We start from the raw sequence: 20,584 nt of genomic DNA, 5'->3' as shown, positions 1-20,584 counted from the left end.
GAGAGTAGGTCACCGCCGGAACATCATTAAGGTCGAGGACCCCCAACCACGTTGGGGGTCCTCCCGCATTTAAACCCCCCATCCCACCACCAGGACACTCCCGCACCACCGGCAGCCGCCCCACCAACCCACCCGCACATCCCGCAGATCCCGCCGGTCGCACCACAACCCTCCCGCAGCTCCTGCGCGGGCGCTGCGCCACAGCTGAGGGAGCGTCACCTACACTGCTGCCGGAGCTGCGGGAGCGTACAGGCCCGCCCAGCGCAGCCACGCCGCCCGCAACGCCGCGGCCTGCGAGAGCCCGCAGCCGCCCAGCGCAGCCGCCCCGGTAGCCAGACGGGCGCGGGACATTCACCGCCAATCGTGCCGGACCTGAGGGAGCGTCAGCGCAGACCCCGCCACAGTTGAGGGAGCGTCCGCTGACGGCGAAATATGGGTCAGAAAGGCGCCGATTCCCGGGTTTTTCCTCGAAAAAGGCCGAAAACACGCGGAATTTGCCACCTCGGCGGCGGCAAGCTGGTAAGTTTTCGGACAGTGGCTTGTGCGCATGCCGTGTGCAGGCTCCAGAAATCATGACCGTCCAGGAGGACATAAATGGCTAAGAACCGTAGTGAACTTGTTGCAGAGGTAGCAGGCAAGGCCGGCACCAGCCAGGCAGCCGTCAACTCCGTGCTGGATGCACTGTTCGAGGTCTTCGAGACCTCTGTCGCCGCGGGCGAAAAGATCACCATCCCGGGCTGGCTCGCAGTTGAGCGCACTGACCGTGCAGCTCGCACCGGCCGCAACCCGCAGACCGGCGAAACCATCCAGATCGCTGCGGGCCACAGCGTCAAGCTGACCGCAGGCTCCAAGCTGAAGGCTGCTGTCTCCAAGAAGAAGTAGTTCTTCTCTGAATGCTTGAAAGGAGCGGCGACCCTCAGGGTCGCCGCTCCTTTTTCGTTGCGTGCCGCCCCCAGTGGTGTCGCGCAGGTTTCGGCGTGGCTCCCGATTCGGCGGGCAGGCGGGGCGTAGCGGACAATGGAACTGTGCCTTCCGCAGCAAATCCCCGTGCCACAGCAGCCGCTCCGACCCCGACCGGGGGAGCGCGGGGTCCTGCTGCGTTTTCCGTCGGGGTCTCCCGGCCCTGGCTGTTCGCTGGCCTGGCTGCCCTGTTCTTAGGACTTGTGGCCGCCCTGCTGTTCTCCGGCGCCGCGGCCGCCCGCGAGGTCTCAGACCCGGGCGCGCTGGTCCGCTGGGGTCTTCCTGCCAGCAAGGCCGTCCACAACATCGCACTGGCCACCGTCATCGGCGGTCTGCTCTTCGCCGTCGCAATCCTGCCCCGCTCGATGGCCGGCTCGCGCTCCAAGGCCAAGGACGCCCCGGAACATCCGGCCTTCACCCGCACTCTGGTTGTGGCCGGCATCGCCGGGGTCGTCTGGACGCTGTCAGCGGTTGCCGTCCTGGTGCTGAGCTACTCCGACATCGCCGGGCAGGGGATCTCGGGGGACCCTGAATTCACCCGGTCCCTCGTCTACTTCATGACCGACATCGAGACCGGCCGCGCCTGGCTGGCGGTCGTGGTCATTGCCGCCGTCGTCACCACGGCGCTCTTCGGCGTCCCGTCCCTGGGAGGCCTGGCAGCGACCTTGGTGCTCGCCCTCATCGGGCTTGTACCCACCGCGCTGATCGGCCACTCCGCCAGCTCGGCCGACCACGAAGGCGCCATCAACTCGCTTGGCCTCCACTTGGTCGGTGTGTCGGCCTGGGTCGGCGGCATCATCATGCTGGCACTGCTTTCCGGCGTCCTGGGAGCCGCTGCGTCCGGCTCGCAGTCCGCCGGACGCCCGGATATCACCGAGCCGACGCTCCGGCGGTTCTCCGCGCTGGCGGGCTTCGCCTTCATCCTTGTCTTCGCCTCCGGCGTGATCAATTCCAGCATCCGCCTGACGTCCTGGAACGACCTCCTCGGCTCGGCCTACGGGCAGCTGATCCTGGCCAAGGCAGCGGCGACCTTCGTCCTCGGCGGCATCGGCCTGATGCACCGGCGCTGGGTCATCCCGCAGCTGGGCAGCCGGAACGGCGGCCTGTCTGCGCGCCGCGTCCTCTGGCAGCTCGTCGTCGTCGAAATGCTGGTGATGGGAGCGACGTCGGGTGTCGCCGTCGCGCTCGGCCGTTCCGCGCCGCCTCAGGGTGAGTCCCTGGCGCCGGACGCCTCCCCGGCCTTCATCATCTCCGGTTACGAGCTGCCGCCGGAACTGACCCCGGAGCGCTGGCTGACCGAGTGGCGCCCCGACTGGCTCTGGGTCGCCGTCGCGGTCTTTGGCCTGGTGGCCTACATTCTCGGCCTGGTGAAGGTGCTCCGGCGCGGGGACTCCTGGTCCTGGTTCCGGACCGTCAACTGGGTCATCGGACTCGGAGTGCTGACCTATGTGACCTCCGGTCCGCCTGCGGTCTACGGCCGGGTCCTGTTCTCGGCGCACATGGTGGACCACATGGCACTGACCATGGTGGCCCCCATCTTCCTTGTCCTGGGCGCTCCAGTTACGCTCGCCCTGCGCGCGCTGACGCCACGACGGGACAGCTCCCGCGGCCCCCGGGAATGGCTGCTGATCTTCATCCACTCGAAGTTCTCCCAACTGGTGACGCATCCGCTGTTCGCCGCCGCCAACTTCGCCGGCTCGATCGTGTTGTTCTACTACTCGGACGCCTTCGGGTACGCGATGCGGGATCACGTGGGCCACGAGCTCATGAACCTGCACTTCGCCCTGACCGGATACATCTTCGTGCTGACCATGATCGGCACCGACCCCCTGCCCCGGCGCGCACCGTACCCCATGCGGTTGCTGCTCCTGCTGGCCACGATGGGCTTCCACGCCTTCTTCGGCGTCGCGATCATGGGCGGCACCGGCCTGCTGGCCGCGGACTACTTCGGCAACCTCGGCCGGACCTGGGGACCTTCAGCCCTGCTGGACCAGCAAATGGGCGGCGCGGTGGCCTGGGGCATCGGCGAAGTGCCCACGCTGCTGGTCGCGATCGGCGTCGCCGTCCAGTGGTCCCGTGCCGACGCGCGCGAGTCCAAACGCACCGACCGGGCGGCGGACAGGAATAACGACGCCGATCTCACTGCTTACAACGATATGTTTGCCAAGCTGGCCGAACGCGATGCCCGGCTGGCCGAACGCAATTCCAAGCTGGAAGGACGCTCATGACCGAAACCGTACGCACCCACCTCCGGGTCCGGGCCTCCGAGCTGGTGGGCCGTAACTGGCTGAACACCGGCGGCAAGTCCCTGGACCTGGAGTCCCTGCGCGGCAAGATCGTGCTGCTGGACTTCTGGACCTTCTGCTGCATCAACTGCCTGCACGTGCTGGACGAACTCCGTCCGCTTGAACAGCAGTACTCCGACGTCCTCGTGACGGTGGGCGTGCACTCACCCAAGTTCGAACACGAGGCCGATCCGGTGGCGCTGGCCGCCGCCGTCGAGCGTTACGAAATCCGGCACCCGGTCCTGGACGATCCCGAACTGGACACCTGGAAGGCCTACACGGCACGTGCGTGGCCCACGCTGGTGGTCATCGACCCCGAGGGGTACATCGTGGCCCACCTCTCCGGTGAGGGCCACGCCGACGGCCTCTCTGTGCTCATCCCGGAGCTGATCGCCGAACACGAGGCGAAGGGCACGCTGCACCGCGGCGACGGGCCCTATGTGGCGCCGGAGCCGACGTCGGGCACCCTGCGGTTCCCCGGCAAGGCCCTGTTCCTGCCCGCCGGCCGCGGCGCCGGCGCCCCAGGAGCTGATACTGCCGCCGGTTCCTGGCTGGTCACCGACACCGGGCACCACCGCCTCGTGGAGCTCTCCACCGACTTCCAGACCGTCCTGGCCACCTACGGCTCCGGCGACAAGGGCCATGCTGACGGCACTGCCGCCGCGGCCCGCTTCAACGAACCCCAGGGCCTGGTGCTGCTCCCGGAGAACGTCGCTGCCGAAGCCGGCTACGACGTGGTGATTGCCGACTCCGTGAACCACCGCCTGCGCGGACTGTCCCTGACGGACGGAACCGTCAGCACGCTGGCGGGCAATGGCGTGCAGCGGCTGCTCGAGACAGGACCGGCCCGGGTGGACGAGGAAGGCGCCGCGTACGGGTCCCGGCTGGAGGCCGATCCGCTGCGGGTTTCGCTCAGCTCGCCCTGGGACGTCGTCTGGTCCACCAAACTGAACGCGGTGGTGGTTGCCATGGCCGGCGTGCACCAGATCTTCAGTTTCGACCCGCGCTCCGGCGCCGTATCGATCATCGCCGGCAACGGCCTGGAGGGCCTGCTCGACGGCCCGGCGGCGGAAGCCTGGTTCGCCCAGTCCTCCGGTCTCGCCGAGGACGCCGACGGCAACATCTGGGTGGCTGATTCCGAGACCTCGGCCCTGCGCAAACTCGTGATCAACGACGGCGGCGCGGTCACCGTTGAGTCCGCCATCGGCAAGGGCCTGTTCGACTTTGGCTTCCGCGACGGCAAGGCCTCCGAGGCCAGGCTGCAGCACCCGCTGGGCGTGACTGTACTCCCGGACGGCTCGGTGGCGATCGCCGACACGTACAACGGGGCCGTCCGCCGCTACGACCCGGCAACGGGTACGGTCTCCACGCTGGCGCGCGGCCTGTCCGAGCCCTCGGACGTGATTGTGGACCACACCCAGGTGGCCGGCGCGGAGCCGCTCCTGGTGGTGGTCGAGGCGAACAAGCACCAGCTGGTTTATGTGCAGATCCCCAAAGAAGCGCAACAGGTGGACGAGGGCGCCGTCCAGACCCACCGGCCCAAGAGCCCGGTGGCCCCCGGACTGCTGGAGCTGAACGTCCGCTTCACCGCGCCGACCGGCCAGAAACTGGACGACCGCTGGGGCGACCCGACCCAGCTGAAGATCTCCTCCACACCGCCGGAGCTGCTCGTGTCCGGCGGCGGAACCTCCGTGGGCCTGCTCCGCACCCTGGAGCTGTCCTCCGACGTTCCCGAAGGCGTTCTGCACATCACCGCCCGCGCGGCTGCCTGCGACGGTCCGGAGGATGCGGACGGCGAGATCCCGGATCACGCCGCCTGCCACCTGTACCAGCAGGACTGGGGCATCCCGGTGCTGCTGCAGCCCGACGGCGATACCGAGCTGGTGCTGGACCTGCGCGGAATGGACTGACGCCGGCCGGACTGGCACAGTTTTGGCTGCTGTTCGTGACCACGGCGTCACGGATGGCAGCCTTCTGGCTTTAATTGGGCCCGGATTCCCGGGGTCTCGACGAGCCGGCAGTGCCACGTGCAAAACCGCGCTGGTACCGCAGCGGCCGGGCTAGTAGCTCAGGAGCGGCGTGACCTTGACGTTTTCGGCGTCGATGTCCAGGCGGGTCGTGAAGCTGAAGTCATGGACCGCGTTGAGCTCCGTCACGGCCCCGGTGAACAGGTCCACCTGCTGGGCCTTGATCTGTGCCTTGCCGTTCAGGGGCGCCACCACCCAGCGTCCGCCAAAGGGTTCGATGCTGACGGTGGGATACTCCTGGATGCTCCAGTCGATGGTGCCGTCGACGACGCGGTTGTTGGTGGCATGGTAAAACGGGCAGTCAGGCTGGAGCTTCTGCTGCTTGTCGGCGGTATCGGCGCACGTGTCCAGGAACTCCTTGACCTTGCTGCCCACAGCATCCTTGAGCCCGTCGGTCGCTTCGGTCATCAGGCTCAGTGGGGCAGCGGGGACGTCGCGGCCGCTCAGCGTGGCTTTGGTGGGCGGGGCGGAGAAGTACTCGCCGGCAAGAGAGGCCTCGTACTCGCCGGGGTAGAAAACGGCGAAGGAGTTGCGGCCGTTGGGCATGTTCACCGGCACCCCGTTGAGTGTGGCCTCATTGGCGTTGACCACCGTGACGTCCACGACTGGAAGGGCCGCGGGAACAAACGACCATTTGTGGAAGAACAGCCATTCGGTGCCGGACTTTTCCAGCAGGAACTCGGTCCGCTGTTCGCTGCCGTCAATGGTGTAGTCAACCGGAACCATGACCTGGTTCCCGCCGCGGTCCTCGGCGTCGCCATACCGCACGTCGCTGATCCCGGCGGCGGCGGTCTGCAGTGCCGTTCCGTCCAGCATGGCGGCGTTGCTTTGGGGCACGGAGGCACGTAACAGGCCCAGGGCTTTCTCGCCCTCGCCCTTCTGCAAAGCGTCGAAATACTCGCGCACAGGCTGCTGGGGGCCTGCGACCGAGTTGTTCACGATATTGATCGCGACAACTCCCGCGGCCACGACAAGCATCAGGCCCAGCAGCCAACCGGCTGCGGTCCTGACCAAGGCCTGACTCATTTGCACATACCTTACGTTACCTGCACCCCACAGGAAACTTATTGTCACAGGCGCCCCATGTGGCAAGGACCGCACCTATCGCCCACAGTGGGAGCTCCAGCACCACCGCTTTGAAACGGCCGGGCCGGCTCCTCCCCGTTCCTAGCGGCGGCGCTTGGGGGCCGTGCCGAAGACGCCGCGGAGCAATTCGCGGCCGAGCTGGGTCCCCAGCGAGCGGGCCATGCTCTTGAGCCCGCCGCCGAGGGCGCCACCCAGGGCCCCGGTCAGGTCTCCGGCATTGCCTTCGTTTGCAGGTTGCCTCGGGGACCGGCGGGGTGCCTCGCGTTCCGGCTCCCGGCGGGTTTCTTGAGATGCGGGGGCCGGCGCGGGCCGACTGCTGGGACGGCCCAGGATATCCTCCTCGATCCGCCGCGCCTCGGCTTCGACGTCGGACACGTCGGGGGTGCCGCCGCCGGGCACCGGGGCAGGAGCCTCCGCGCCGGTGCCCGACGGTGCCTTCCCGGCAATCTTTTCGTAGGCTGACACGTTGTCGACGGCGGTGCCGTACTTGGGCAGCAGCGCGGAGCCGGCCACGGTGCTTGCGATCAGGGCGTCGGCGCTGGGCCCCATGAGGGATTCTGGCGCGCGCAGGCGGGTGAGTGCCACCGGCGTCGGGGCGCCCTTCTCGTTCATGACGGTGATGACCGCCTCGCCGATCCCGGCGGAGGTCAGGGTCTCCTCCAGGTCGTAGTCGCTCATCGGGAAGGTGGAGACGGTGGCTTTGAGCGCCTTGGCATCCTCCGGCGTGTAGGCCCGGAGCGCGTGCTGGACACGGTTGGCGAGCTGGCCAAGGACTTCGGCGGGAACGTCTTTGGGGGTCTGGGTGACGAAGAAGATGCCGACGCCCTTGGACCGGATCAGCCGCACGGTGGTGGTGATGGCGTCCAGGAAGGCCTTCGAAGCGCCGTTGAACAGCAGGTGGGCCTCGTCCAGGAAGAAGACCAGTTTCGGCTTGTCCAGGTCTCCGGCCTCGGGCAGTTCGTCGAAGAGGTCCGCCAGCAGCCACATTAGGAACGTGGAGAACAACATCGGCTTGGTCTGCAAGGTGGGCAGCTCCAGGCACGTGATGACGCCGCGGCCGTCCGGGGCCGTGCGCATCAATTCGGCGGTGTCGAACTCGGGCTCGCCGAAGAACTTCTCCATGCCCTGGGCTTCGAGGGTGATGAGTTCACGAAGGATGACACCGGCGGTCGACTTCGACAGTCCGCCCAGTTCCTCCAGTTCGTCTTTGCCTTCCGCGGACGTGAGGAACTGGATGACGGCGCGCAGGTCCTTCAGGTCAATGAGTTCGAGGTCGTTCTTGTCCGCGAAATGGAAGACCAGCTGCAGGCTCGATTCCTGGGTGTCGTTGAGTTCCATGATGCGGGACAGCAGGATGGGGCCAAAGGAGGTGATGGTGGCACGGACGGGGATGCCGCTACCGTCGCCGCCGAGGGCCAGGAACTCCACCGGGAACGTCTTGCCGGACCAGGCCTGGCCGATCCCTTCCGTGCGTGCCAGCAGCTTCGCATTGCCGGTGGCGGCCGTGGCCAGCCCGGACAAGTCTCCCTTGATATCCGCCAGGAACACCGGGACCCCGGCGGCGGAGAGCTGTTCGGCCATCATGTGCAAGGTGACGGTCTTGCCCGTGCCGGTTGCCCCGGCCACCAGCCCGTGGCGGTTCATCATGGACAGCGGGAGCCGGACGGGGGCATCCTTGTGGACTTCGCCGTCGATGATCGCGGCGCCCAGTTCAATCGTGGGGCCCTCGAGGGTGTACCCCTTCTGGATGGTGGCGACTTTATCAGCAGTGGATTTGATGGCCATGCGGACAGCATAGCCGGGTCCGGCAACCCCGGACCCGGCGCTCCGGATGTTACTTAGGCGGTGCTATTCGGCGAGGGCTTTGAGGACTTCCTGCGCAACATCCTCGCTGGACTGCGGGTTCTGGCCGCTGATCAGATTGCCGTCACGCACCACATGGGACGTCCAGGCGGCGGCGTTCTCGACGACGGCGCCCTTGTCCTTCAGGACGTCCTCCACGAACCACGGCGTGTTGGGGCCGGTGCCGCCGTTGATTTCCTCCTCGTTGGTGAAAACGGTGAGGCGGCGTCCCGCGAAGGCGAACGTACCGGCGTCGTCCGTGGCGCTCAGCAGACCGGCCGGTCCGTGGCAGAACGGGGCGATGATCTTCCCGGCCGCATCCGCCGCGGCCAGGAGCTTGCCCAGGTCCGCGTCCTGGTAGAGATCGGTCATGGGGCCGTGGCCGCCGGGCAGGACAATCGCGTCATAGCCGGCGAGGTCGACGTCGGCCAGCGCCAGCGGCGCGGACAATTCGGCGTCGATCTCGGCGAGGTACCGGCGGAAACTGTCGGCGCGGTCCTGGCCGCCAGCGGACTCGGCGGCCAGGCTCACCTCGTCGACGGTGGGCTTCGAGCCGCCGGGCGTGGCGATGTGGACGGTGTGTCCGGCGTTGCGGAGGGTCCGGTGCGAAACCACCACTTCCTCGGCCCAGTAGCCGGTGGGGTGTTCGGTGCCGTCGCGCATGGTGAGGGAATCTGCAGCGGATACGACCATCAGGATGTTAGCCATGTCGGGCTCCTGTTCTGCCGGCCGCGCGGCCGGCGGTGAAAAGTTGAAGGGGTTCTAGCGTGCGGCTTCGAGTTCGGCGTACGGTTCCCGAACCTGTGAGTTGCAATGACTCATAGGGGCGGCAACTCCGTCAGCCTGCTGAGTATTCCATCCGGCGACGCGCACGGCCGGTTCCCGGGGCCGTCCGGACCCGGAAGTAAGCTGGGGCATGGCTACCCGGGTACTGACGAAGCTTGTTTCCGCCGCCATCACTCTTGGCCTTGTCCTGCTGGGCGGAGGGCCGGCGTCCGCGGCCCCGCCCCGGGCTGCCGAGCCGGTAGGTATTGACGTCTCCTGGCCCCAGTGCGGGAAAACCCTCCCCAACCGGCCGGCCTTCGCCATCGTCGGCGTCAACAACGGCCTCGCGAACACCACCAACCCGTGCCTGGCGGCCCAACTGGGCTGGGCGGAAACCTCCCCTTACCCGCCGCTCACCGCCCAGCCGAGGGTGGCGCTCTACGTCAATACAGCCAACCCGGGCCCGCAGGGTTCGTGGTGGCCCACATCGAACCACTACGGCGGCGTTGACGTGGCCAACCCGTATGGTGCCTGCGGCAGCGGCGCGGACGATCTCCGGGCCTGCTCTTATATGTATGGCTATGCAAAGGCCTATGACGATGCCGCGATCCGCGGGGTCGACAATCCGCAGAGCTACCTGTGGTGGCTGGACGTGGAAACCGAAAACAGCTGGCAGCCGGGCAAGGCGGCCAACGTGGCCGACCTGGAAGGAATGGCCGCCTACTTCGCGAGTATCAACGCTAGAGTCGGCCTCTATTCCACCGGCTACCAGTGGGGCCAGATCGCTGGTGCGGTCCCGCCCGACAGCCCCCTCGCCGGACTGCCGAGCTGGCTCGCCGGCGCGAGGTCCCTGGCCGGCGCCAAATCCAACTGCTCCCTGCCGCCTCTCACCCCGGGAGGCCGCGTCGCCCTGGCGCAGTACGTTTCCGGCGGCCTGGACTACAACTATTCGTGCCCCTGACTTCCGGAGGCACATGGGGAGCGCCACAGCCGGCGCAGAAATAACCCGGGGGCCGGCGTCGTTGTCCACAGTGTGCGCGCGCCGGGGTCCGGCGCCGCGCCTGTGACTTCCCGCAACGAAAGGCCGGCTTTTCCGTGACTGTTCCGCTTTCCATCCTTGACCTGGCAACCATCGGCAAGGGCCAGACGGCGGCAGAGAGCCTGGCCGGCAGCGTGGCCATGGCGCAGCTCGCCGAGGAGCTGGGATACCGGCGCGTCTGGTACGCCGAGCACCACAACATGTCCGCGATCGCCTCCTCGGCCACCAGCGTGCTGATCGCCCATGTCGCCGCGCAGACCGAGAGCATCCGCCTCGGCGCCGGCGGCGTGATGCTGCCCAACCACTCGCCGCTGACCATCGCCGAACAGTTCGGCACGCTGGAAACGCTGCACCCGGGCCGGATCGACCTGGGCCTGGGCCGCGCGCCCGGCAGCGACCAGAACACCCTGCGGGCCCTGCGCCGCGACCCCATGTCCGCCGACAGTTTCCCGCAGGACGTGCTGGAACTCCAGGGCTACCTGAGCGGCCCCACCCGCATCCCGGGCGTGGAGGCCACCCCCGGCAAGGGCACCGATGTGCCGCTGTACATCCTGGGGTCCTCGCTGTTTGGCGCCAGGCTCGCCGCGCAGCTGGGCCTGCCGTACGCGTTCGCCTCGCACTTCGCCCCCAACGCCCTTCAGGACGCCGTCGCGCTCTACCGCCGCGACTTCCAGCCGTCCGCGCAGCTGGATGCCCCGCACGTGATCGCGGGCGTCAACGTGATCGCGGCGGATACCGCGGCGGAGGCCCAGGAGATGTTCCAGGCCACCAAACGTGCCCGCGTCTCGCTGTTCTTCGGCAACGGCCGCGTCTTCAGCGACGACGAAGCGGACATGATCCTGGACTCGCCGCAGGGCCAGCATGTGGCCCAGATGATGAAGTACTCCGCCGTGGGCACCCCGGACGCCGTGCTGGAATACCTCGACGAATTCACCGCGCACGCCGACGCCGACGAGCTCATCGTCGCGCATCAGAGCACCGGCACCGAGGCCCGGCTGCGCTCGGTACAGCTGCTCGCCGACGTCGCCGGACTGGTCCGCATCTGACCGACAGGCCGGGTCCTTCCCGCCGTCACGCACGGCAGGAGGGTTCACCCTGGTGAGTTTCGTGGCCCGATAGCCCTCCCCTGCGGCACTGACCCCGGCGGTTGCGGATGTTACATACCCGCAACCGCCGGGACACCCAGGGGAAATCGAGCCGGGAAATACTGGTAGCACGTCCCGCGGGGACGGTCTCATGCAGGCATTGGGGACAACCGGAAGGACTCCGTCCATGCCCACCCCGCTCAACCAGTCCCTTGCCGACTCCGCCCTCCTGACAAAATCCCTGCCCCTGGGCCTGCTCCGAGCCTTTGTGCAGACCAACGCAGCCGACGACGGCCTGACGCCACAGCTGCTGGCAGAACTCAAGATCCTGGCCCGCACGCCGGGGCTGCTCGTGGCCTGCAACTACGGCGGCACCCTGTGCGAAGCGGAAGGCATTTCCACCGAAACCCTGCCGCTGGGCAGTGCCGCGATTGCGCTCCGGGCGCTGGCCGCCCTCCCGAACACGCACGCGGCCGTCATCTCCGGGCGCTCCCTGCGCGACCTGGCCGCCGTCTCCCGGCTTCCGGCAGAAGTGCACCTTGTCGGCTCGCACGGCGCCGAGTTCGACATGGGCTTCGCCCACGGGTTGTCCCTGGCCACCGAATCCGTGTTGCAGCAGGCCAGCCAGGCCCTCGCTGAAACCGTGGGCGCCTACCGCGGGATCACCATCGAGCGGAAGCCGGTCGCCGTCTCCGTGCACACCCGCCCGGCCACCCCCGACGTCGTCGCGCTGGTCACCCAGCAGGCCGAGGAAATAGCCAAGGCGCACGGGCTGTCCTTTATTGTCGACGGCTCCGTCCTGGACCTGTCCGTGGTGGAACCGTCCAAGGGCGCCGCCATGGAACACCTGCGGTCCATGCTCGGGGTCAGCGCCGCCCTGTACGCCGGGGACGCCTCCAGCGATGAGGCCGCCATGGCCACCCTGCGTGGGCCGGACCTGGGCCTGCGCGTTGGCGAGGGGCCCACTGCCGCGGCGCACCGGCTCCGGGACCCGGAGTCCTTCGCCCGGGTCCTGGCCATTCTGTTTGAACTGCGCCGGGCGTGGCTGTTCGGGGAAGACGCCGTCGGCCTGGAGCGGCATTCCATGATCGGCAACGGCTCCTCCACCGCGCTCATCACCCCGGACGCCAGGATCTGCTGGATGAGCCATCCGCTGCCGGACTCGGGTTCCCTCTTTGCCCATCTGCTCGGCGGTGACGCGGCCGGACACTTCTCGGTGGAACCCGTGAAAGCCTCGCAGGTCCTGGGCCAGCGCTATGTGGACAGCACCATGATCGTGGAAACCCGCTGGGCCGACGTCACCGTCACGGACTACCTGGAACCGGCGCCGGAAGGCATCACCAGCCTGGTCCGGGTCCTCTCGGGGACCGGAACAGCGCGGATCGTCTTTGCGCCCCGCCCGGACTACGCCAACGCGCCCTTCAGCATGGAGGCCCGCGGGTCCGAGCTGCACGTCGTGGGAACCGCGGACCCGATCATCCTGCTCGCACCGGGCGTCGGCTTCACGATCACCTCGGACGGCCGCCATGCCACCGCCACGGCCGACGTCGAGCTGCGGCACGGCCCCGTCGTGCTGAACCTGCGCTGCGGCGACACGGAACCCCAGCGGGCCGAACCGCCGGAGGAGAACTCGCGCCGCGCCGCCGTCGCGCATCATTCCCGGCGCTGGGTGCAGGCACTGCAGCTGCCCGCCGTGAAACCGTCCCTGGTCCGCCGGTCGGCCCTGGTGCTCCGCGCCCTGGTCCATGAGCCCACCGGCGCCGTCCTGGCCGCGCCCACCACCTCGCTGCCGGAGGGGATCGGCGGCACCCGGAACTGGGATTACCGGTACTGCTGGCTGCGGGACGGCTCCATGACGGTCAACGCGCTGGTGGACCTCGGCTCCACTGCGGAGGCGGAAGGGTTCCTTGCCTGGCTGGGACGGATCCTGGCCCACGCCCCCGGCCCGGAGTGGCTGCACCCGCTGTATTCGGTCACGGGCGCGCCGCTGTCCACCGAGGCGATCATCGAAAGCCTGCCCGGTTACGCGGGCTCCCGGCCGGTGCGGATCGGCAACGCCGCGGACCACCAGGTGCAGCTGGACGTCTTCGGCCCGGTCGCCGAACTCATCGATTCCCTCAGCGCGCGGCAGGGGGTCCTGGCCGATGCCCACTGGGAGCTGATGGTCCAGATGGCCTCGGCCGTCCTGGCCCGCTGGCACGAGGCCGACCACGGGATCTGGGAGGCCAGGCGGGCACCGCGGCATCACATCTACACCAAGGTGATGTGCTGGGTGGCGCTGGACCGGGCTCTGCGCACCGCCGCCCGGCACGGCCGGACACCGCTTCCGGAGTGGGAACCGGCGGCCGCGACCATCCGGGAGGAAGTCCTGCGCGAAGGCTGGGACGAGAGCGCCGCCTCCTACACCGTGGCCTACGACAGCCCGGACCTGGACGCGGCTGTGCTGCACATCGGGCTCTCCGGGCTCCTCGACGTTTCGGACCAGCGCTTCCTGGACACCGTCACGGCGGTGGAACGGGAACTGCGGGTGGGTCCCACCGTGTTCCGCTACCGGTACGACGACGGACTCCCGGGCTTGGAGGGCGGCTTCCACATCTGCACGACGTGGCTGATCGAGGCCTACGTCGCGGTGGGCCGGATCGAGGAGGCCTGGGACCTGTTCGACCAGCTGGTCAACCTGTTCGGTCCCACGGGGCTGCTGCCGGAGGAGTACGACCCCGGCACCGAAACCCACCTCGGGAACCACCCGCAGGCGTACTCACACCTGGGCTTCATCCGCTGCGCCCGGCTGCTGGATGCGCTCCCGAAGAATTAGGGCTTCACTGGATCGGGGCCGGGCTCAATACCGCTATTCGCAGGCGACGCCGTCGCGGTCGCCGTCCATCTTTGCGCGGTAGCCCGGCTGGCCGGCCCGCAGCGGCGCGGCACCGGCGGCACGGGCGGCGGCGCAGTTCGCGTAGTACACCGTTGCGGGAGCGGGGGCAGGGGCCGGAGCAGGGGCGGGCGGGGCGGGTGACACGTTGGCCCGTGCTGCCGGGGTGGCCGGTGATGCTTGGCTGGTGGGGGCCGCGGTGTTCCGGCAGTCGGCCAGGACCCGGGCCATCGCATCGTGCTCGGCCCGGGTGACCCACAGCCCGTAGCTCGCCTTGACCGAGATCTGGCGGGCCACGTAATCGCAGCGGTAGGACTTGTTCGGCGGCAGCCAAGTGGCGGCGTCGCCGTCGCTCTTTTGCTGGTTGGCGGGGCCGTCTACCGCCAGCAGGTTCAGCGGATCGTTGGCGAAGGAGGCCCGCTGGGCCACGGTGAGCTGCTGCGCCCCCTTCTGCCAGGCATCACTGAGGGCCACCACGTGGTCGATCTGGACCGCACTGCTGGTGCTGCTGCCGCGGAGGAAGCTGATCAGGGCTGCCGTGTAGGGGTCGTTCAGGATGCCGGAGAGGACAACGCAGTCCCCGGTGCCGGGCTTGAGGGCGAGGTCACTCAGGTCTCGGCGGAGCATGTCGTTCCGGGTGTCGCAGCCGTTGCGGTCGACGTCAGCCCAGGCCTGGCCGAACTGATCGCGCGAGTAGCCCGTCTTGGGCGCCCGTCCCTTGACCGGAATCGTCGCCAGCACGTCCAGGGCCTTGCCGGCGAAGGCCGGCTGCTGATGCGGCACGCTGGAGCCCGCACTGGCAGTGGGGGAAGGCCCGGGGTTCTGCGGGGATTCCCCGACCGTAGGCGCCGGCGAGGGGGCCGTGCTCCCGATGGTGGTCGGGGACGTGGTGGGGGCGGCGGCCGGGGCCGTCCCGGGGCTGGCGCAGGCGGTGGCGGAGATCAGGAACAGCCCCGCCAGTCCGGCCGCGATCCAGTCAACGGCACCTGGTTTGGCGGTGCCGCGCGTTTTGGCCGCGGGCTGATCGTCCCTGCCCGTCATGCCGCTGCGCTTGGTGTCCCTGTGCAATTCTTCCCCGTTTCGTGCAGTGGCCCCGTTGGCTGCGGGACGGCTTAAGACCGGTCCCAGCCTACCGGCGCCGGGCGACAATTCTGCGTCAGCGGACCCCCGGGCGGGACGCGGAGAAGATTGCCGGCGCGGTGCCTTCGCCGGTGGCGAGGTCGGCGAGGATCCGCCCGACGACGGGGGTGAATTTGAACCCTTGGCCGGAGAATCCCGCGCCGATCACGAGCGGTCCGATGCGGTCGAGGACGAAGTTTTCGTCCACGGTAGTGGTGTAGGTGCAGCTGACGTCGGTCAGGGAGTCGGCGTCGACGCCCGGGAGCCAGGTCCGGGCGTAGCGTTGCAGCGCCGCCATTTGCGCAGGCTCCGGCGTGAACGACCTCCGGTCCGGGTCCACCACCGGACCCACGCCGTGCCAGCCGGCCTTGATTCCCTCGCCCGGCGTCTGCATTCCGTAGACCGGCGAGTACCAGTCCGCGAACTCCGGGCCCTGGCCCGGGACATGGTTGAACCCGGGCCAGAGCGCGCCCTCGTCCCTGATGGCGAAGTGTGCTGGCTGTTCCTGTGTGACGGTGAGCCGGGGGAGGGACGCCAGCCCGCCCAGCAGTTTCGCGGTCCACGCGCCGGCCGTAACCACGGCCTGCCGGGCGGTCAGCACCTCGGTCCGGCCGCCGGCGTCCACGGTGAGCCGGACGCCGTCGTCCGCCACAGCGACATCCAGCACGGTGACCCGGTGCCGGATGTCCGCCCCGCGGCCCGCGGCGAGACGCTGCAGCACCGGCAGCGCGGCGTCGGGATTCAGCTGCCCGCCGTCGGGCATGTACAGCACCTCCTGGTCGAAGCGGATGCCGCGCCAGCGTTCGGCGGCGTCGGCAGCAGTCAGGAACTCGGCCCGCAGGCCGGCCCCCCGCAGGGCGTTCCGGATGTCGCCCAGGTGCGGATCGGTCCCGTGGTTCACGACGCCGGTGCGCGCCAGGAGTCGCTCGCCGCCGTCAGCTTCGAGCTCGTCCCACAGGCGGACCGCCTCGGCCAGCATCGCCACGTAGTCCGGACCGGCGTAGCCCGGGTTGAAGTTCCGCGTAGTGCCGTGGGAAGCGCCGTTGCGGTGCCCCGGGCTGAACTGCTCCAGCAGGGTCACGTCCCGGCCGCGGCTGGCCAGTGCCCAGGCGGCTGCCGAGCCCATGGCTCCGCCTCCGATGACGACGGTGTCAAGGTGGTGGGTCTTCAAGAGGTCCTCCGGATCGTTCGGGTTGCGGGAAGCGAGCGCGCGGCGGGGCCGGGGTCAGGTGAGGAGCAGGGCCACGACGATCATGGCAGGCACAGCCACTACGGTGGTGATCAGCACGGTGTCCCGGGCGACGGTGAGGCCGGTCCGGTAGCGGCTGGCGATCACAAATACGTTCTGTGCGGTGGGCAGGGCGGCGGCCACCACTACGGCGAAAAGGGCCTGGTCTTCGAGGTGCAGGACGAAGCGGGCGAAGGTGTAGGCCACCAGCGGATGCACCACCAGCTTGAAACCACAGGCCAGGAGCGTGTCGGCCCGGCGCCCGGCCGAGGCCTGCAGCGGCCGGGAACCGTTCAGGCTCATCCCGAAGGCGAGCAGCATGGCCGGAATGGCGGCCCCGCCAATCAGGTGGATGGGCTCCATCACCAGCGGAGGCACCTGCCATCCGCTTGCGGCCACTGCCAGGCCCAGGCCGGAGCCCACAATCATGGGATTCCGCAGGATCATCAGGACGAAGCTCAGCGGGGTAGTCCGGTGCGTGCTGGTGGTGGCGTCGAGGGCCATCAGGAACAGGGGAGTGAAGAAGGCCAATTGGAAGATCAGCAGTGGCGCCACGTAACTGGCATCCCCCAAAACGTATACGGCAATGGGGATGCCGAGGTTCGCGGAGTTGGCCAGCGAGGCGCTCATGGACGACGTCAGGGACTCCGGCAGGGAGCGCTTGAGCAGGAAGCGGACGACGACGAAGAAGAGGCCTGCCGTCGCAACGGCGCCGACGGCCGCTACCAGCAGCGGGGCGGCGAAGACGTCTTGGACTTTGGCTTTGCTGAGCGTCTCGAACAGCAGGGCCGGGCTGGCGACGAAGAAGGTGAGCGCGCTGAGCACGGAGCGGGCGTTCTCGCCCAGGATGCCGCGCCGGCCGACGAACATGCCCACCAGGATGATGCACCAGACCACGAAGAATCCGGCGAGAACGCCTAGCACGCGGCGGTCCGCGGCGCAGGCAGCGGGGGAAGGGTGGGACTCACCCCTCCAGAGTAATCAGCTTTATTGGTTCCCGGCGCGCCTGTTACGGCGGCGTCTGGTCCCGCATGCTTGTTACGGCCGCGCCTGTCACTCCGGCGTCCGTAATGGCGGCGTGCGCAGAGCTGTTAGTTCAGCGTGGCGTTGTTCAGGGCAAACGGCGGGCGCATGATTCCGGGGGTGTGGCCCTCCGCCGGGTCGTTGCCGATCTGGACAATCCTGTTGTCCTTGTCCACATGGACCACCTTGGGGCTGTAGGCCCTGGCCTCATCCGTGGTCATCTGGGCGTAGGTGATCAGGATGATGATGTCGTTCTCGTGCATGAGATGGGCGGCGGCACCGTTGATCCCGATCACGCCTGAACCGCGCTCGCCGGCAATCGTGTAGGTCTCCAGCCGGGCGCCGTTGGTGACGTCGACAATGGAGACCAGCTCGCCGGGGAGGATGTCGGCCGCTTCCAGCAGGTCCAGGTCCACGGTGACCGAACCGACATAGTGGAGGTCCGCGTGCGTGACCGTGGCGCGGTGGATTTTGGACTTGAATATTGTGCGATTCATAACGGGACCAGTCTAGCGCCGGCGCGCCGGCAGCGCTGTGAGCCAGCGAACACCGCCAGCTCAGCCGGCGGGCGGGATGGACGCCGCAGTCTCGGCCAGGATCTCCCGGGCCGCCAGGATTGCCGGGCGGGTGGCGCTGGAGCGCCGCACCGACGTGAAAATGGTCCGGTGCGGATCGCCCGGCAGGGTAATCAGCTGCGACGTCGTGCCCCTCCCAGTCCAGACGAGGTCCGGCATGAGGGCTACGGCGTTCCCGGACTCGATCAGCCGGATCTGGGCCTGGAGGTCAGCCGTCTCGAAGCGGACGTCGGGCTCGAACCCGGCGCTGCGGCAGGCCTGCTCGGCCCAATGCCGTGACGCCGCCCCGCGCGGCTCCATGACCCAGGCCAGCTCGGCGGTATCCGTGAGGGAGGTGATCACCGGGCGGCCGGGGCCACGCGGCGGAACGGCGAGGCGGATCGCATCGCTCGTGAGCCGGAGGCGGTCCAGTTCGGCATACCGCGGAGCCGCGTGTCCCGGGTACTGCTCGGCAATCACCAGATCGAAGTCGCGTGCCCAGGTCTCATGAAGTGCCGTCTCGGGTTCCCGCTGGGTCATTTCGATCCGCACCTCGGGGTAGCTGGACGCCATCCGGGTGAGGGCATCCGGCATCAGGGCCAGCGCCGCGGACTGGAAGACGGCGATACGGACTGTACCCGTCACTGTGGTCAAGGAGGCTGCCAGATCAGCCTCGGCCTGTTCCAGCGTTTCCAGGAGCTGGGCCGTATGGGCCACCAGGACTTCGGCCTGCGGGGTCAGCTGGACGCGGCGGCCGGTCTTGCGAAGAAGTTCGACGCCGGCCTCCTTTTCCAAGAGGGCCAGCTGCTGCGATACCGAGGAAGGGCTGTACTGCAGCGCCTCGGCGACCTCGGCCAGGGTGCCCCGGATCTTCAGTTCGCGCAGAAGGCGCAACCGCCGGACATCCAGCATCGCTATTCCTTTTTGAATTCTAATGGTTATTGATTAGGAGAATTCACTTTATCTAATGCAATCCCGGTTGCATACTGTTGTCGTTAAGTAACCCCCATCACAGGGTGGATTGATGGGCGCCACACCTAAAAGCGGGAGACCCAGATGGCTACGAAAGACATAGACAGGTCGATCATGCGGCGCAAGCCGATCGACGACATCGAGGAAGAGAGCCTTCACAGCGGCTTGATGAAGAGCCTGGGGTTCTGGCAACTGACGGCCATCGGCGTCGGCGGGATCATCGGCGTCGGCATTTTCTCCTTGGCGGGCCTCGTCGCCCACGGAAGCGAGTCCGAACCCGGCGTCGGCCCGGCAGTGCTTTTTTCCTTCCTGATCGCGGGGCTCGCCTCCGCGGCGGCCGCCCTGTCCTACGCGGAATTCGCCGGCATGATCCCGCGGGCGGGTTCGGCCTATACCTATGGCTACGTGGCGCTCGGCGAAATCATCGGCTGGTTCATCGGCTGGGACCTGCTGCTGGAGTACATCGCGATCGTGGCCGTCGTGGCCATCGGCATTTCCGGCTACTTCGATGCTTTCCTCTCCGGCATCGGCATCCACATGCCCGTCTGGATGACCGCGACGCCGGATGAGGGCACCGGGGGCATCGTCAACATCCCGGCGATCGCCGTCTGCCTGCTCGTGACCTGGATCCTGTCCCGCGGCACCAAGACCTTCGGACGGTTCGAGCTCATCGCGGTCGCGATCAAGGTCATCCTGATCCTGTTCATCATTGGTCTCGGCATCTTCTACATCGATACCGGAAACTACAACCCGTTTATGCCCAGCGGCTTCGGTCCGGTCGTGGCGGGAGCTGCCACGGTGTTCTTCGCCGTGTTCGGGTACGACGCGATGAGTACCGCCGCGGAAGAGGCGCAGGACGGCAAGAAGCACATGCCGAAGGCCATCATCATGTCCCTCATCATCGCGATGCTTCTGTACGTCGCCGCAACCCTGGTGCTCACCGGCATGCAGAACTACCAGGAAATCGACCCCAAGGCCGGCTTCGCCTCCGCATTCAACAGCGTGGGTTTGCCGGTCATCGCCACCATCATCTCGGTCTTCGCCGTGCTGTCCATCCTGACCGTGATGCTCACCTTCCTGCTCGGTGTCACCCGCGTCTGGTTCTCGATGAGCCGCGACGGGCTGCTTCCCGGCTGGTTCTCCAAGACGGACCGCCACGGCACGCCGCAGCGCGTCACCTGGATCGCAGGAGTCGCCTCCGCTCTGCTGGCCGGCGTATTCCCGATCAAGGCCGTCGCCGACCTGACCAACATCGGCATCCTGGCCGCGTTCGTCGTCGTCTGCACCGCGGTCATCGTGTTCCGCTATAAGAAGCCCGATGCCCCGCGGACCTTCCGGCTTCCCCTGATGCCGCTGGTTCCGGCCTTCGGTGTCTTGGCCTCTGCGTTCCTGATGCTCCAGCTGCACTGGGAGACCTGGGTCCGCTTCGGCGTCTGGCTGATCATCGGCCTGATCATCTACTTCGGCTACGGCCGCAAGCATTCGCTGATGAATCCGGACAGCCCGCGGCACGAGGAACTCGTGGAGATGCACCGCCCCCTCAGCTAGCCGCGCCCCACCCGAGATGCGCTGTCACTTTGGGCTACCATCACGCCGTTTGGGAGCCAAAAGTGATAGCGCATCCGTGCGTTTGGGGTGGGTTGCGTCCGGGCTGGGAACGTTCGATTTTCCTAACCAGTATTGCTCAGAAAACATCGCTTTATCTTATGAAAATCGGGTCGCATACT

16 protein-coding genes are annotated in these 20,584 nt (G+C 67.9%); 7 read left to right on the top strand and 9 right to left on the bottom strand.

The window, feature by feature from the left end; genetic code table 11:
• Window positions 1-219: 219 nt before the first annotated feature.
• Window positions 220-351: a hypothetical protein gene (locus ASE96_RS19715; RefSeq protein WP_268753759.1), complete on the bottom strand. Its 132-nt coding sequence runs from the start codon at window positions 349-351 to the stop codon at window positions 220-222.
• Window positions 352-594: 243 nt separating this feature from the next.
• Here ASE96_RS19715 and ASE96_RS13025 point away from each other — a divergent pair, with 243 nt between their 5' ends.
• From ASE96_RS13025 to ASE96_RS13015, 3 genes are all read left to right on the top strand, one after another.
• Window positions 595-882: an HU family DNA-binding protein gene (locus ASE96_RS13025; RefSeq protein ID WP_024367639.1), complete on the top strand. Its 288-nt coding sequence runs from the start codon at window positions 595-597 to the stop codon at window positions 880-882.
• A gap of 143 nt (window positions 883-1,025) precedes the next feature.
• Window positions 1,026-3,188: a cytochrome c oxidase assembly protein gene (locus ASE96_RS13020; protein WP_056430975.1), complete on the top strand. Its 2,163-nt coding sequence runs from the start codon at window positions 1,026-1,028 to the stop codon at window positions 3,186-3,188.
• Complete coding sequence (locus ASE96_RS13015; protein ID WP_056430972.1) at window positions 3,185-5,155, top strand: NHL domain-containing thioredoxin family protein; 1,971 nt, start codon at window positions 3,185-3,187, stop codon at window positions 5,153-5,155. Before ASE96_RS13020 ends, ASE96_RS13015 begins: the two co-directional genes overlap by 4 nt.
• Window positions 5,156-5,305: 150 nt before the next feature.
• On the opposite strand, the gene ASE96_RS13010 is transcribed toward ASE96_RS13015, so the two are convergent.
• The 3 genes from ASE96_RS13010 to ASE96_RS13000 form a co-directional block, all read right to left on the bottom strand.
• Window positions 5,306-6,298 carry a hypothetical protein gene (locus ASE96_RS13010; protein WP_056430971.1) on the bottom strand — a complete coding sequence of 331 codons (993 nt, stop codon included), beginning with the start codon at window positions 6,296-6,298 and terminating at the stop codon, window positions 5,306-5,308.
• A 141-nt stretch (window positions 6,299-6,439) separates the two neighbouring features.
• A complete protein-coding gene (locus tag ASE96_RS13005; protein ID WP_056430966.1) occupies window positions 6,440-8,143 on the bottom strand; it encodes a helicase HerA-like domain-containing protein in 1,704 nt (567 codons plus the stop codon).
• Window positions 8,144-8,206: 63 nt separating this feature from the next.
• A complete protein-coding gene (locus ASE96_RS13000; protein ID WP_056430963.1) occupies window positions 8,207-8,908 on the bottom strand; it encodes a type 1 glutamine amidotransferase domain-containing protein in 702 nt (233 codons plus the stop codon).
• Window positions 8,909-9,116: 208 nt separating this feature from the next.
• Between ASE96_RS13000 and ASE96_RS12995 the strand changes: the two genes are divergently transcribed.
• The 3 genes from ASE96_RS12995 to otsB all read left to right on the top strand — a co-directional run bounded on the left by ASE96_RS12995 (window position 9,117) and on the right by otsB (window position 13,904).
• Window positions 9,117-9,926 carry a hypothetical protein gene (locus tag ASE96_RS12995; protein ID WP_056430958.1) on the top strand — a complete coding sequence of 270 codons (810 nt, stop codon included), beginning with the start codon at window positions 9,117-9,119 and terminating at the stop codon, window positions 9,924-9,926.
• Window positions 9,927-10,060: 134 nt separating this feature from the next.
• A complete protein-coding gene (locus ASE96_RS12990) occupies window positions 10,061-11,050 on the top strand; it encodes an LLM class flavin-dependent oxidoreductase (protein WP_056430956.1) in 990 nt (329 codons plus the stop codon).
• Between the two features lie 226 nt (window positions 11,051-11,276).
• Complete coding sequence (gene otsB, locus ASE96_RS12985) at window positions 11,277-13,904, top strand: trehalose-phosphatase (protein ID WP_056430953.1); 2,628 nt, start codon at window positions 11,277-11,279, stop codon at window positions 13,902-13,904.
• A 33-nt stretch (window positions 13,905-13,937) separates the two neighbouring features.
• Here the strand turns inward: otsB and ASE96_RS12980 are convergent, their stop codons facing one another.
• The 5 genes from ASE96_RS12980 to ASE96_RS12960 form a co-directional block, all read right to left on the bottom strand.
• On the bottom strand, window positions 13,938-15,002 hold the full coding sequence (locus tag ASE96_RS12980) for a GmrSD restriction endonuclease domain-containing protein (RefSeq protein WP_056430950.1): 1,065 nt from the start codon (window positions 15,000-15,002) through the stop codon (window positions 13,938-13,940).
• A 115-nt stretch (window positions 15,003-15,117) separates the two neighbouring features.
• Entirely contained in the window at window positions 15,118-16,251 is a 1,134-nt protein-coding gene (locus tag ASE96_RS12975; protein ID WP_268753758.1) for an FAD-dependent oxidoreductase, read from the bottom strand.
• A 54-nt stretch (window positions 16,252-16,305) separates the two neighbouring features.
• Window positions 16,306-17,232, bottom strand: coding sequence for an AEC family transporter (locus tag ASE96_RS12970; protein WP_056430947.1), 927 nt, complete (start codon window positions 17,230-17,232; stop codon window positions 16,306-16,308).
• 167 nt (window positions 17,233-17,399) lie between these two features.
• Window positions 17,400-17,828, bottom strand: coding sequence for an aspartate 1-decarboxylase (gene panD, locus ASE96_RS12965; protein ID WP_186329117.1), 429 nt, complete (start codon window positions 17,826-17,828; stop codon window positions 17,400-17,402).
• Window positions 17,829-17,888: 60 nt separating this feature from the next.
• Entirely contained in the window at window positions 17,889-18,797 is a 909-nt protein-coding gene (locus ASE96_RS12960) for a LysR family transcriptional regulator (protein ID WP_056430944.1), read from the bottom strand.
• A gap of 144 nt (window positions 18,798-18,941) precedes the next feature.
• Between ASE96_RS12960 and ASE96_RS12955 the strand changes: the two genes are divergently transcribed.
• Window positions 18,942-20,405: an amino acid permease gene (locus ASE96_RS12955; RefSeq protein WP_056430941.1), complete on the top strand. Its 1,464-nt coding sequence runs from the start codon at window positions 18,942-18,944 to the stop codon at window positions 20,403-20,405.
• Window positions 20,406-20,584 lie beyond the last annotated feature (179 nt).

This window comes from Arthrobacter sp. Leaf69, assembly GCF_001422645.1.
Classification (GTDB): Bacteria; Actinomycetota; Actinomycetes; order Actinomycetales; family Micrococcaceae; genus Arthrobacter.
This window is presented reverse-complemented; position numbering and strand designations above follow the sequence as displayed.